This is a genomic window from Methylobacterium gnaphalii (assembly GCF_007992215.1).
In the GTDB taxonomy this organism is placed as follows: Bacteria; Pseudomonadota; Alphaproteobacteria; order Rhizobiales; family Beijerinckiaceae; genus Methylobacterium; species Methylobacterium gnaphalii.
This window is the reverse complement of record NZ_BJZV01000009.1, coordinates 40692-54318: the sequence shown is the minus strand read 5'-3', so window position 1 is coordinate 54318 and position 13627 is coordinate 40692. Positions and strand designations below refer to the sequence as shown.

General features: G+C 64.1%; 14 protein-coding genes and 1 tRNA gene. 8 read left to right on the top strand and 7 right to left on the bottom strand.

The annotated features are described in order from the left end of the window. Positions 1–33: 33 nt before the first annotated feature. The 5 genes from MGN01_RS10140 to MGN01_RS10120 all read left to right on the top strand — a co-directional run bounded on the left by MGN01_RS10140 (position 34) and on the right by MGN01_RS10120 (position 5667). Positions 34–1362 (top strand): MFS transporter, encoded by a 1329-nt coding sequence (locus tag MGN01_RS10140; protein WP_147046491.1) that lies wholly within the window; start codon positions 34–36, stop codon positions 1360–1362. Between the two features lie 71 nt (positions 1363–1433). After that, positions 1434–3149 (top strand): IlvD/Edd family dehydratase, encoded by a 1716-nt coding sequence (locus MGN01_RS10135; protein WP_147046490.1) that lies wholly within the window; start codon positions 1434–1436, stop codon positions 3147–3149. Positions 3150–3171: 22 nt separating this feature from the next. Further along, complete coding sequence (locus MGN01_RS10130; protein ID WP_147046489.1) at positions 3172–3867, top strand: ribonuclease activity regulator RraA; 696 nt, start codon at positions 3172–3174, stop codon at positions 3865–3867. 51 nt (positions 3868–3918) lie between these two features. Beyond that, positions 3919–4704, top strand: coding sequence for an SDR family oxidoreductase (locus tag MGN01_RS10125; protein ID WP_147046488.1), 786 nt, complete (start codon positions 3919–3921; stop codon positions 4702–4704). Between the two features lie 24 nt (positions 4705–4728). Then, complete coding sequence (locus MGN01_RS10120) at positions 4729–5667, top strand: dihydrodipicolinate synthase family protein (RefSeq protein ID WP_147046487.1); 939 nt, start codon at positions 4729–4731, stop codon at positions 5665–5667. Between the two features lie 72 nt (positions 5668–5739). Here MGN01_RS10120 and MGN01_RS23525 read toward each other — a convergent pair whose 3' ends face one another. Then, the gene (locus MGN01_RS23525) at positions 5740–5877 is read right to left on the bottom strand and encodes a hypothetical protein (protein ID WP_170245927.1); all 138 of its coding nucleotides are present in this window, start codon (positions 5875–5877) and stop codon (positions 5740–5742) included. A gap of 356 nt (positions 5878–6233) precedes the next feature. Continuing rightward, entirely contained in the window at positions 6234–6638 is a 405-nt protein-coding gene (locus MGN01_RS24575) for an FAD:protein FMN transferase (RefSeq protein WP_147046587.1), read from the bottom strand. A 255-nt stretch (positions 6639–6893) separates the two neighbouring features. Between MGN01_RS24575 and MGN01_RS10110 the strand changes: the two genes are divergently transcribed. Further along, complete coding sequence (locus tag MGN01_RS10110; protein ID WP_147046486.1) at positions 6894–7772, top strand: alpha/beta hydrolase family protein; 879 nt, start codon at positions 6894–6896, stop codon at positions 7770–7772. 487 nt (positions 7773–8259) lie between these two features. Beyond that, the gene (locus tag MGN01_RS10105; protein WP_147046485.1) at positions 8260–9534 is read left to right on the top strand and encodes an adenylate/guanylate cyclase domain-containing protein; all 1275 of its coding nucleotides are present in this window, start codon (positions 8260–8262) and stop codon (positions 9532–9534) included. A 754-nt stretch (positions 9535–10288) separates the two neighbouring features. Here MGN01_RS10105 and MGN01_RS10100 read toward each other — a convergent pair. From MGN01_RS10100 to MGN01_RS24670, 4 genes are all read right to left on the bottom strand, one after another. Further along, positions 10289–10963, bottom strand: coding sequence for a response regulator (locus MGN01_RS10100; protein ID WP_147046484.1), 675 nt, complete (start codon positions 10961–10963; stop codon positions 10289–10291). After that, positions 10956–11927: a sensor histidine kinase gene (locus MGN01_RS10095; protein WP_244612303.1), complete on the bottom strand. Its 972-nt coding sequence runs from the start codon at positions 11925–11927 to the stop codon at positions 10956–10958. Before MGN01_RS10095 ends, MGN01_RS10100 begins: the two co-directional genes overlap by 8 nt. Positions 11928–12126: 199 nt before the next feature. Then, positions 12127–12666 (bottom strand): methanogen output domain 1-containing protein, encoded by a 540-nt coding sequence (locus MGN01_RS10090; RefSeq protein ID WP_238258273.1) that lies wholly within the window; start codon positions 12664–12666, stop codon positions 12127–12129. Between the two features lie 200 nt (positions 12667–12866). Continuing rightward, positions 12867–13250, bottom strand: coding sequence for a beta-barrel domain-containing protein (locus MGN01_RS24670; protein ID WP_488803217.1), 384 nt, complete (start codon positions 13248–13250; stop codon positions 12867–12869). On the opposite strand from MGN01_RS24670, the gene MGN01_RS24570 reads away from it, so the two are divergent. Next, entirely contained in the window at positions 13157–13429 is a 273-nt protein-coding gene (locus MGN01_RS24570) for a PDDEXK family nuclease (RefSeq protein ID WP_147046483.1), read from the top strand. The genes MGN01_RS24670 and MGN01_RS24570 overlap by 94 nt on opposite strands. A gap of 114 nt (positions 13430–13543) precedes the next feature. Here MGN01_RS24570 and MGN01_RS10080 read toward each other — a convergent pair. Beyond that, positions 13544–13620 (bottom strand) — tRNA-Arg (locus tag MGN01_RS10080). Positions 13621–13627: the final 7 nt, after the last annotated feature.

The window sequence follows — 13627 nt, the reverse complement described above, 5'->3', positions numbered from 1 at the left end:
GGAAAAAGCAAAAGACGAGCCCCGGAGGAACTCATGAGCGACGCCGACAGCGAGAAAGCGAACCGAGACCGCATCTTCAAACAGGCCTTCGTCAGGCTGATGCCGTTGCTCTTCATCGGCTACGTCATGGCCTATATCGACCGCATCAACGTCGGTTTCGCTGCGCTGAAGATGAATGCCGATCTCGGCATTGGCCCCGCGGTCTACGGGTTCGGGGCCGGCGTGTTCTTCATCGGTTACTTTTTCGCAGAAGTCCCGAGCAACCTCATCCTTGAAAAGGTCGGCGCGCGGCGCTGGATCGCACGCATCATGATCAGCTGGGGCCTGATCTCGGCCGCGATGGTGTTCGTGCAGGGCGAGAAGAGCTTCCTCGCCATGCGCCTGCTGCTCGGCGCTGCAGAGGCCGGATTCTATCCCGGCGTCATCCTCTACATGACCTACTGGTTCCCGAAGGAATACCGCGCCCGGATGTTCGGCGCCTTCTCCGTCGCGATTCCCGCCTCGCTTGCGATCGGCGCGCCACTCTCCACCGCGATCCTGCAGCTCGACGGATTGATGGGACTCAAGGGCTGGCAGTGGCTCTTCATCCTCGAGGGCCTGCCGACGAGCCTGTTCGGGATCATGTTCCTTTACCTGATCCCCGACCGCCCGAAGGACGCGCAATGGCTCGCGCCGGCCGATCGGAACAAGCTGCAGTCGATCCTTGACGAGGAGAAGCGGTCGGTGGCCGCGACGCACGGCAGCAGCCTCAGGACCGCTTTCACCGATCCGCGCATGGCGGCCCTGTCCTTCATCTACTTCGCCAATACGGGCGCCAATCTGGGCCTCGCCTTCTTCCTCCCGCAGATCCTCAAGAGTACCGGCCTCTCGGACATGCAGTCCGGCCTGTTCACAGCGGTGCCCTACCTGTTCGGCACGATCGGCGGCCTCGTCTTCGGCTACATCTCCGACCGTTACAACGATCGTCGCCTGACGCTCGCCACGGCTCTGGTCTTCACTTCGCTCGGCATGGTCGGCGCCGGCTTCCTGACGGGATCGCTCTGGGCGGTCGCCTTCATGTCGCTGGCCGCGATCGGGCTCTACGGCGCCAAGGCTCCGTTCTGGGCCCTGCCGTCGATGTTCCTGACCGGCAGCGCCGCAGCCGCCGGCATCGCGGTGATCAACTGCATCGGCAATCTCGGCGGCTTCGTCGCGCCCTCGATCGTGGGCTGGGTTCGGCAGGAGACCGGAAGCTTCGAGGCTGGCCTCTACTTCCTCGGCGGTCTCGTGCTGACGGGCGCCATCATGACCATCCTGGTGGTCAACCAGCGCTTTGCCGAGGCTCGCGAGCCGCGGGTCGCGCTCGGCAAGCAGAGCGCCTGAGCCGGTGCCGACCAGTCTCGCGAGGGGTTCACGAGCCCCCTCGCCTTCCTTCACCTGAGACGAGACGAGTCATGAGTACGGGACTTCGCAAGGGGCTGACGAGCTATGGGGATGCCAGCTTCTCGCTGTTCCTGCGCAAGGCCTTCATCAAGGCCGCCGGCTATTCGGATGATGCCCTCGACCGACCGATCGTCGGCATCACCGACACCTCCAGCGACTACAACCCGTGCCACGGCAACGTTCCGGCGCTGATCGAGGCGGCCAAGCGCGGCGTCATGCTCGCTGGTGGACTACCGATGGTGTTTCCGACCATCTCGATCCACGAGAGCTTCGCCCATCCGACCTCGATGTTCTTGCGCAATCTGATGGCGATGGACACGGAGGAGATGATCCGCGCCCAGCCAATGGACGCGGTCATCGTCATCGGCGGCTGCGACAAGAACCTGCCGGCGCAGATCATGGCGGCGGCGAGCGCCGACCGCCCGACCATCGTGGTGCCGACCGGCCCGATGGTGGTTGGCCATCATCGCGGCGAGGTGCTCGGCGCCTGTACCGATTGCCGCCGGCTTTGGAGCTCGCACCGCGCAGGCGAGATCGACGAGGCCGAGATCGAGACCGTCAACGGACGGCTTGCCCCCTCCGTCGGCACCTGCATGGTGATGGGCACGGCGAGCACCATGGCCTGCATCACCGAGGCAATGGGCCTGTCGCTGCCGATGAGCGGCACCATCCCCGCGCCCCATGCCGAGCGGGTCCGCCTCGCCGAGGCCAGCGGCCGGCGCGCCGCCGAGATGGCGGTCTCCGGCGGCCCACGCCCGAGCGAGTTGCTCACCCCTGGCGCCTTCCGCAACGCGCTGACCGTGCTCCAGGCGATCGGCGGCTCGACCAACGGGCTGATCCACCTGACCGCCATCGCCAACCGCACGCCGCACCGGATCGACCTCGACGCCTTCGACAGGCTCGGCCGCGAGGTGCCGGTGCTGATCGACCTGAAACCGTCGGGCCAGCACTACATGGAGCATTTCCATCACGCCGGCGGCATGCCGCAGTTGATGAAGCGCCTCGGCGACCTGATCGATCTCGACCAGCCCACCGTCGCGGGTGGGACGCTGCGGGACATCGTGGGACAGGCGGAGGATGTCCCAGGCCAGACGGTGATCCGCTCCGCCGAGGATCCGATCAAGCCGGTGGGCGCCATGGCGATCCTGCGCGGCAACCTCGCCCCGCGCGGCGCCGTCATTAAGCACAGCGCCGCGAGCCCGGCGCTGCTCCAGCACGAGGGCCGTGCGGTGGTGTTCACCTCGATCCCCGACATGGCCGCGCGCGTCGACGACCCGGATCTCGACGTGAGCCCGGACGACATCCTCGTCCTGCAGAATGCCGGCCCGAAGGGTGCCCCCGGCATGCCCGAGGCCGGCTACCTGCCGATCCCGAAGAAGATTTTGGCCAACGGCGTCAAGGACATGGTGCGCATCTCCGATGCCCGCATGTCCGGCACGGCCTTCGGCACCATCGTCCTGCACGTCACCCCCGAATCCGCCGATGGCGGCCCCCTCGGGCTGGTGCGCACAGGCGACCGCATCCGCCTCGACACGCCGGGCCGCCGCATCGACCTCCTCGTCGACGAGGCCGAGCTCGAACGCCGCCGCTCCGAGCAGGCACCCACCGGCACCCCTGCGACACCGGACTGGGCCGCGCGCGGCTATGCCCGGCTCTATCACGACACCGTGCTTCAGGCGGACGAGGGCTGCGACTTCGCCTTCATGCGCCGCCCCGACCAGGCCTGACGGCCCCGATCAGGAGACCTCCATGGACGATGCCGATCTCATCCAGCGCCTGCGCGGCGTCACCACCGCCTCGCTGACGACGATCCTGCTGAAAAAGGGCCTGCGCCGGGTCTGGATGGCGGGAACGCGGCCCCTGACGCCCGGCACGCCGCGCGTCGTCGGCCGCGCCTTCACTATGCGCTTCGTGCCCGGACGCGAGGACGTCGCGACACCGGCCTCCTGGTCCTCGCCGCGCTCCACGCGCGCCGCCATCGAGGCGATGCCGGAGGGCTGCGTCGCCGTGATCGATGCCCGCGGCATCCGCGAGGCCGGCGTCTACGGCGACATCCTCTGCGCACGCATGCACAAGCGCGGCGTCGCGGCGCTGGTCACCGACGGTGTGGTGCGTGACGCGCAGGGCATCGTCGACAGCAAGCTGCCGGTCTGGTGCGACGGCATCGCCGCCCCGCCCTCCGTCGCCTCGCTCCATTTCGTCGGCTGGCAGGAGCCGATCGGCTGCGGCGGCGTCGCGGTCTTCCCGGACGACATCATCGTGGCCGATGGCGACGGTGCCGTGGTGATCCCGGCCGCCCTCGCGGCGGAGGTCGCCGACCTCGCCGTCGAGCAGGAGCGGCTCGAGGCCTGGATCATGCGCGAGGTCGAGAAGGGCGTGCCGCTGCCCGGCCTCTATCCGCCGAACGACGAGACCCGCGCGCGCTACGAGCGCGAGAAGGGCTGAGGCGGGGCTCCCGCCGCTCAACGCACGACCTGCAGAAGAAGAGGATGTGAGATGGATCTCGGATTACGCGGCAAGACCGCCCTGGTACTCGGTGCAGGCGGTGGCCTCGGCCGTGCCATCGCCGTCGCACTGGCGGCGGAGGGTGCGCGGCTCGCCCTCGGCGACATCGATCAGGCCTCCCTCGACGCGACCCTGAAGGACGTCGAGGCCGCCGGTGCCGAAGGCCTCATCCTGCAATGGGACCTCGCCGACCTCGCGCAGATCGAGACCCATGTCGCGGCCATCGAGAAGCGCTTCGGCACCGTGGACGTGCTCGTGAACAACACCGGCGGCCCGCCGCCCACCCCGGCCTCCGGCCAGCCCACCGAACTCTGGAGCAAGCATTTCCAGGCGATGGTGCTCTCGGTGATCGCGCTGACCGACCGCGTGTTGCCCGGCATGCGTGAGAAGAAGTGGGGCCGGATCATCACCAGCACCTCCTCGGGCGTGGTGGCGCCGATCCCGAACCTCGCCGTCTCGAACGCGCTGCGCCTGTCTCTCGTCGGCTGGTCCAAGACGCTGGCGCGCGAAGTCGGCCGCGACGGCATCACCGCCAACATCGTCCTACCCGGCCGCATCGCCACCAAGCGCATCGTCGCCCTCGACGAGGCCAAGGCGAAGCGCGAGGGCCGCAGCGTCGAGGAGGTCCAGACCGAGAGCACCGGCTCGATCCCGCTTGGCCGCTACGGCGATCCGGAGGAGTACGGCAGCACCGTCGCCTTTCTGGCGAGCGCGCGTGCCTCCTACCTCACGGGCTCGGTGATCCGCGTCGATGGTGGCCTGATTCCCAGCATCTGAAGCCAACACGCAAGGACATCATCCATGCCAGCCCTGACCAGCGACATCCGCGGCGTCGTGCCGATTGCGCCGACGCCCTTCCTCGACGACGGCCGGATCGACGACGCCTCCCTTGACCGTATGACCGACTTCTTCGTCGGCGCCGAGGTGGACGGCATTACCATCCTCGGGCAGCTCGGCGAGGCGCCGAAGCTCGACCATGCCGAGGGCGTCGCCATTGCGCAGCGCGTCATCGGCCGCACCCGGCTTCCGGTCGTGGTTGGCGTCTCGGCCCCCGGTTTCGCCGCGATGCGCTCGCTTGCCCGCGAGGTAATGGATCTTGGGGCCGCTGGCGTGATGATCGCCCCGCCGAACACCCTGCGCACCGACGACCAGATCGTCGGCTACTACCGCAATGCGGTGGAAGCGATCGGGCCGGATGTGCCGTTCATTCTCCAGGACTACCCGCTGACCTTCTCCGTGCAGATGACGCCAGCCGTGATCCGCCGGATCGTCTTGGAGAACGAGTCCTGCGTAATGCTCAAGCACGAGGACTGGCCGGGGCTCGAGAAGATCACGGCCCTGCGCGGATTCGAGCGCGACGGCTCGATGCGCCACATCGCGATCCTCGTCGGCAATGGCGGTCTCTTCCTCGATTTCGAGGTCGAGCGCGGCGCTGACGGCGCCAACACCGGCTACGCGTTCCCGGAAATGCTGGTGGATGTGGTCAAGCTGAACGCAGCCGGCCGTCGCGACGAGGCGCACGACTTGTTCGACGCGCATCTTCCATATCTGCGCTACGAGCAGCAGCAGGGGCCGCTCGGGCTGGCGGTGCGCAAATACGTGTTCAAGCGTCGCGGCATCTTCACCTCCGACGCGCAGCGCAAGCCTTTGATGGGGCTGACCGCTCAGGCAAAGGGCGAAGTCGATTACCTGCTGTCGCGCATCGCACGGGTCGACCCGCGCGCAAGCCTGTCCGCCTAAGCGGACAGACCGATCATTCGATCCGCTTCACAGACGCACACGGAGCGCCGATCGACGCGGTCGGTCAGCGTCTCAGTCGCGGTAGGCCTGGCAGTCGAGGATCCGCTGGTTGTGAGCGAGCCACGCAGCGATGATCCGCGAGAAAAGACCACCACCTGTCTTGCGAGCGGTTGGGATAGAGGCGGCCTGGAGAGCAGCAGCAACGTTCATGGCGCAGAGGTTCGGCTGACGCGGCAAAGCCGCTGGGTGAGACACCAGTGAAAATGTGATCGATGGCGCATCGCAACAACTGATGTTGCGCTGCAGCGGGCATGCATGGCGAGCATACCATCTCGATTGATCGGTTAAGGATTGCCAAACAGCGCGGACCAGCCGCCACCACTGCACCCAAAGTAAAATCTGAGCCTCACATCGCCCCTGTCTGAACTGTTTCAATCGTACGAGGCATCAGGTGAGCATGCGGATCATGGCTGCTGTCATGATCTCACCGCCACCGTGTTCCTGCGCGGGTAAGAACCGCGCGGCCAAATCCATCTTGGCTGCAAAGGCGGGTCCGCTTTGTGGTCCTAATGCGAGGAGAGCCGCGGCGTACGCATCCGCCTGCATGCAGAAGGGCGCAGGACCGTGACTGCGGCGAGTCCATTGCTGATAGGTGGGGAGTTGCTTCCACCGAGCGTGTGCCCAAATCGACGACCTGCATGCACGAAGTTGCGGTGGTACTCGCCTGACGTTGCCGCAGACAGTCCATGAAGAGCCGTGACGACTTCTGCCGCTCCCTCTCCCGGCGTTTCCAAGCTAATCCACCAAGGCTGTCCATCGGGCTTCAGTCCCGATCCGCGCAGCTCACCGCCGATCTCCACGAGGTGGTCCGGCCGGCCCGACGCTGCCAGCAGAGCCGAGAGCCGGTCTACGACGTAGCCTTTAGCGATACCCGATAGATCGAGCTGCAGCCCGCGGACGGTGCTCGTCAGCCAATCGGCACCTTCAGTGCGACTTGATTAAGTTCCGGGCCAGACTTCTCGAGGTCGGGGCACGCCAGCCAGCCATTTTGTCAAGGCGGGTGGCGTTCGACCCGGGGGAAAACGAGGTAGCAGAACCTAACAGGGTTACGACTTCGGGAAAGCGAGTGGTCCCAAGAGTCCGCTGGAGCGGATTCAGTAAGAACCTGCTATACTAAGGCAAGTCTACTTCCCGTGCCGGTCGAGGACAGCTAGCAGGAGGCTGGCATGAAGCGATGCGCGGCCCTCGTGCTGGCAACGGCACTTGCAATAGAGTCGGCCTTGGCCGACCCGGTGGAGCTCTCGGCCTTCCGTGACCTGCCGAGGCCGGCGCCCTCCATTCAGATCACTTACGGCGAAGCGCCCTCCCAGAAGATCGACGTCTTTCTGCCCGACGGTCCCGGTCCGCACCCGGTCGCGGTCCTGATCCACGGTGGCTGTTGGAGCACCGCGACCGCTGGGCGCGAGCAGCTTCGCCACCTCGGCCCGGAATTGACGCGGCACGGCATTGCCGTGTGGAGCATTGGCTATCGCCGCGCGAACGAGGCTGGCGGCGGCTATCCTGGCACCTACCAGGACGTGAGGACCGCGCTGGATCGGCTATCCGCGGAGGCGCCAGCCCACCGCCTTGACCTCTCTCGCGTCGTGCTCGTTGGCCATTCCGCCGGTGGGCATCTCGCCCTGTGGGCGGTCTCTCGCGGCTCGCTCCCGTTGGAAAACCCGTTGCAGGGAAGACTACGGTTCGAACCCCGCGCCGTGATTAGCCTGGGCGGGGTGGGCGACCTCGCGACGTTCGTTCGATTCGTCCCCGTATTGTGCGGCCCCGGCATCGTCGAGCAACTGGCCCCGAACGATAGGCTCGCGGAGGTATCACCAGCGACCCTCGCGCCGTCGGTTGGATCAGTCATCATGGTTAGCGGCGTTCTAGATCGGCTCGTACCGCCATGGGTAGGGCACGACTACGTCCGTGCCCTACGCGGCAAGCCCGGCGTCGTGCCACGGCTCGTCAATGTGCCGGATGCGGGGCACTTCGACTTGGTCACGCCGTCCGCCCCGGCCTGGCAGGAGATCCTCGGCCTAGTCGCGGCAGTCCTAGAAAAACGGTAAGCTGGACCGCCGTGACGGCTTGGATGGACCGTCGACCGAAAGCTCGGAAGTGCATTGTTTCGACCAGCAAGTCTGCCGGAGAAGCGGACAGGCGCCTACCGGCCAGTTCCCACGTTTGCTTAACGTCGGCTTCCCAGATTCCTTACTCGCAAGCAGACGGCTTCAAGGCTAACCCTGTTCGGCCAGTCGGCCATCGATCCGTAGTTGCGGTTGAGCTGTACCCAGCGGCATCTCAGAAGTGGGCTGTTTTCGGCGGACAAAATTCTCACAGGCGAAGCGGATCGAGAGGTGCCGAACCGGCTTGGGGCCGACCGCGGCGATCCATCCTGCACTCTCCACACCGCACGGTCGATCTCAAGCGGCTTTCAGCGCTTGTTGATCACCACGAGTTCGCTGCCGCCAGCGTCCGTGTGATCCTAAACGGTCATTTTCCGAACACGTCTGCCATAATTATTGCGCAAGACACGATCTGATTTGAGGCCGGGATATGGATCGAACGCTTGAACTGTCGTTAGCCGATCTCGCCGCGCTCGTTGGATGCTCTGTAGAGAGATTGAGAAAGTTTCGAGAACTGGGCCTCCTTCCCGAACAGCGCGAGCTAAGCGGGCCGTCGATTGTAAACCGATTGCGACTAATCTTAGCATTGGTCGAAGCAGGAACTGATCCAGAGCTTCTCGCCGAGGCGCTGCAGGGCGAATTACTATCCTTGGACTTTACAAAACATCTGATGGTCGAGCCAGTAGCATTGACCCGCCACCTGCCGGAGCAGGTTTTGCCGGACTTTGCCGTATCATTCGAGCGGATCCGGCGTCTTCGGAATGCCATGGGACTGCCGGAACTTCAGAGCGGCAGACCCATGCGCGACGACGATGTCGAACTTGTGGAGATCGTGTCCGAAGCCAGCGCTCTCGGGCTCGGCGACGAGAGTCTCGCCCGAGTTCTGCGGATCTTCGGACAATCCATGCGCCGGACCGTTGAGACCATGCGCGATCTCTTCCGAGGCGAGGTAGAGGAGCGATTGCTGGCCGGCGGCATGGCGCGCAGCGAAATGCTCGCGCGTACGGCGGAACTCCGGCTCAAGCTCCAGCGCCTCGGCTTCCGGACCTTGTTTCTCCTGCAGCGGAGGCTCCTTGAAGAGGCCGTCTTCGACAACGTCGTCATGCGGCTTCAGGAGATCCTGATTGAGGCCGATCGGACGATGGTCCAGGGACCGCATCCCTCAACCGTCGTCTTTGCCGATCTTGCTGGCTTCACGGTCCTGACACAGGAGATCGGAGATGCGCCCGCAGCCGAACGAGCAGCTGAGTTCGAGGCATTGGCTCATGAGGTGGCCGTCGCAAAGGGTGGGCGCCTGATTAAAGCTCTCGGCGATGGCGTCATGCTGCTTTTCGGTGATGCTCCTTCCGCTGCTGAGGCTGCAATCCATCTTGCTGCCGGTGCTTCGACCCTTCCTCCCGCACGCATCGGGCTGGCGACTGGCGTGATCGTTCCGCGCGATGGCGACGTGTTCGGCCGCACAGTTAACATGGCTGCACGCATCTGCGCGAAAGCACGAACGAATGAGGTCCTAGTCTGCGAGGTAACAAGAGCCGTCATCGAGAATGCCGTTCCAGGGGCGTTCACTTTTGCCGCGTTGGATCCGGTCGAACTCAAGGGTTTCTCCGCTCCTGTGGAATTGTATCAAACCCGCGCGCTACGCCCGATAGCGTTTGGTTGGCAGACAACAGGTGATACTCCGGCCCACGTCTCCCCAACTATGTAGGAATGATCTCTGGGAGCAATTGGTAGTGCACGGAGCCGAGAGAACAGCATTGCGCAGCACAATTCTCTAAGAATTTTTAGTGCTTTATTCAATTCGCGGGTGGCGCATTCGGCGGCGCGTGCACACTAGCCTTCAGCCTGCCCGGCTCGGACCGCCATCTTGTCTTGCGCGGTGCGCCCAGCCATTGAGCGCACTGAAGCGTCGCGTCCCAGCAGGTATCCGCTGTCGCCCGTTTTAGTCCGAAAGCGGATGGTCTGTATTCGGTCAATGTGGTTCAATCATTCAACGACCGCTCGTCTCGTTTCAGGCCTTAAAGCTGACCAGGTGAAATCTACCCTGTGTCGCCAGTCGGCTACCGACCCAATCACGTCATTCACGGATTTCAACGCGGCGCCCGAAAGCAGACGTTGCTTTTCCGGCGAATTGGCTGCCTCGCGGCCAACTCAGTTGTTCTAGCCAGTGGACGACATAATCCAGGGCGGACGTCGCTGACTGGCAATCAATGACCAAGCAGACACAGACCTGACAACTGCCGCCGATAACCTGACGCTAGGTGACCTCGGGGTGCTGGGTGGCGCACTCTGTTCCGGCAGTCGAGCCCGCAGATAGCGATAGGCTTCAGCCTGGAGGCAAGGCCCGGCGAGCGGACTGCACCCATTGTCCGGGTTATCTCGCACGTGATCAGCCATAAATCAGCTGCCGCACTACCAGCTTCAGCTCCGCGAGAATTTCGAGAGGTCATCGTTCGGGGGGCTCACCGAACCGGGATATCGCCTTGCAACCACCCTTGTAGGATCGCGAACTGGACAATTTGAGCTCGGCTGGTGATCCCCAACCTACAGCATGCCCTGGCCTTTTGCGTTTCGACCGCTTTAGCAGTGGCTCCGAGGCGATCCGCTACCTCCTTGCTGGTGAAACCGAACGCTACGAAGCGAAGGATTTCCCTCTCTCGTTCGGTCAGGGAAGCTCTTTCTTCGTCGTGGATGAAAGTCGCCGGAAGGCGACGAGGACCCGTGGAACGGGCCGGCAAGAAGGGGTCGATATATGTTCCGCCCGCACAAACTGCACGGACAGCTTGCGCGATGTTGGGGAAGGCTGAGCGCTTCAGGACGTAGCCACCCGCTCCAGCGTCCAACGCCTGATCGATGTAGATCCGACTCTCGTAGACGCTCAGGATGATCGTGCGCACTTGGCTTTGCCGCTCGGCGAGCTTCCGGATTACCGCGACCCCATTCAACTCCGGCATGGCTAGATCGAGGATCGCGACGTCGGGTGCGAGTTCTGTGACGGCCTGGACCGCCGCCGTTCCGTTGTCCACGGAGGCGACGATGTCGACTTCGCCCGTCTGAGTGAGAAGGTCGGCCACGCCGTGACGAAACACTGGGTGGTCGTCGGCGAGGACGGTCCGGATTAAGGCACGCTCAAGCATCGCTGCAAAAATCCTTCACCAAGCAGATTCGCGCTAAGACTGTGGTGCCGCGTCCGGGGGAGGATTCGAGCTCCAGGCTGCCTCCGACCAGCGACATGCGTTCGCGCATCCCGACCAGCCCGAGCTTGCCTTGGGCCACGAGGGCAAGGGTCGAGGCATCGTCCGCCTCGAAGCCGACGCCATTGTCATCGACCGTGAGCGTGAGATGGGTCGGACTGAACAGGACCACCACCGAGACGTGGCTCGGCTCGCCGGCGTGTTTCGCCACGTTCGTGAGGGCCTCTTGAGTCAGGCGATAGAGCGTGATGGCGAGTTCGGTCGATAACGTCGATTCCGGTCCAACCAGCTGCAACTCAACCGCAATGCCGGTGGCTCGACCCCACTCGTTTACGAGGTGGCGCAGCGCCGTGACGACCCCGAACTCGTCGAGGGCTGGGGGCCGCAATTCCAGGGAGACCCGCCTCAGAGCACTGCCAATGTCCTGGGCCTGCTTCAGGAGTTTATCGATCTCGTATGCACTTTTCGGATCCGTTAGATGCGAAGTGAGGCGGCGCAAGCCGAAGTTCAGAGCAACGAGGTGTTGTCCCGCATGGTCGTGGAGATCGCGCGCGAGCCGGCGCCGCTCGTCCTGTCCCGCGCGGTACAGCCGGTTCAGCACCTTGTCGCGTTCCTGTTCGGCTGCCTTGCGCGCCGCCGCATCCTCTTCCAAGCGGCCGAGCAAGCGTCCCCGCTCCTCCAGGAGGGCCTGCATTTGCCGCGCGCGACGCCTGCGCTCCTGCATGATGCGGCGGGCGTCGTGAAGCTTGGCGGACAAGATTTTGAAACGCCGGTCGAACGCCGCCTCGTCGAGGTGGAGGAGAACCGACACACCTTTGCCGAATTCCCGGAGCCGTGCGCGCGCACCGAGGCAGGTGTGGCGCTCCGGGACTCCGTCCTGGCCCTGTAGGAACACGACGCCCGGCACGACAGCGCTCGTCGTAGTGCAGCAATCGAGATACCGGAGGAAGGCATCCCGTCTCGGGCCATGCACGACCGGAACCTCGCCGATCCGGAGCCCAGGAAGCGAGCCGCGGGCGGCCGAATTAAGGGCCTGGAGCGAACCCTCGCGGCGGACAATCAGCATAGGGCCGGGCACGAACTCGAAGAGCTCGTGGAAGTCGGATCTAGGCGTCGCTTCTTCCGTAGTAGGCCTGCCCTCCCTCATCGGGAGCGTCGGCATCGAGGTCGATGACGATCCGGCAGCCTTCGGCGCCGCGGGCGATGGTGTCTGCGAGGGTAACCCGTCCATAGCCCTGGCTCTCCGCAACCATGTGGCCGAAAACGTGCGAGGTCATCATGCAGAGCGAGGGACACGCCTTCGCCAAGTCTCCGAAAGGACAGTGGCGGTTGCCAAGGACGATGCGGTCGTCGGAATCCTCGATAACGAAAAAATCTCCTCCCAGCCGCCTCTTCAGATCAACAAGAGCGCCCACAAGGACTTCGCGGTTCAGTTGAGGAGCGCCCGCCGCCCGAAGATACTGTGCTTGGATCTCCTCGGAGACCGCTAGACCGACCAAGTTGATGAAGCCGCTCGCCTCGCGCGTCCCGACGGTATCTTCAAGGGTCGTACTTAGCGCCTTAACGACCAGGCCGAGAAAACCTTCGCGGTCGATTGTGATCGGCGCATCGCCAAAGTCACCATCAACGATCGCTTGATTCGCCATAGCACGAAGCCCCCTTGCACTCAGCTTTTCGAAGCGATAGCACTGGTGTCTGGTAAAATCTACGTGATCGGATAGTAAACAATCAAGTCTTCAACATTTTTGTGTTGAATATTGGAACGACAGGAAATCGCCGTTCACGTGCGTCGGCGTGTCCTATCGCTCGCGGAAAGTCCGGGTGAATCGGCCCGGAACCGGTTTGACTAGGTAAGACAGGGCCAAGCGCTCATCGTGGCGACATGAACCTTGACGGTGATGCCTGGAATCAGTCGCTTGCCTTCCCCAAGTCTGTCGAGTTCTCCAGGGTCGAGCTCAACGTATCCTACGTAGTATGCGTCGTCTTTGGCCCCTTTGGTCACCGACGGCGAGATGTGGACAAGCTTGCCCTTCAGTTCCGGAGTCGTGCTCTGGTTGAAGGCGGTGAACCTCGGATTGGCCGGTCGCCCGACTCCAACCTGGTCGATGCTGGACGGACCTGCCTGGGCGACCCGACATGGTGTTCCCCCGCCAAAAGCTGGCGATACAGGTCCGCGGTTGCTTCTGGCACCAGCACGAGGCGTGCGGTGGCGCCCGGATCCCCGGATCAAACTTGGATTACTGGAAGGCAAAGCTGGAGCGGAACGTGCTTCGCGATGCGGCTAAGGATGCCGAGCTGCGCGGCCTCGGGTGGCGGATCCTGTTCATTTGGAAGTGTGAAGCCGCCACCGCGGACGGCTTAACCGCTACTGTGGGGCGGGTTCGACAGGAGTTGCACCCCGGGCCCTAATCACCGAAGCGAAGCCCGCGGTCCGAGGCGTTCGAGCGCGTCGGGCCTACTCCGGGCCGCGTCGTCTGCGCCGGAAGGGCGGTTCGTCTAAGCAACTGATTTCTATGCAGAAAATGGCGCGCCCGAAAGGATTCGAACCTCTGACCCCCAGATTCGTAGTCTGGTGCTCTATCCAGCTGAGCTACGGGCGCGCGGTGA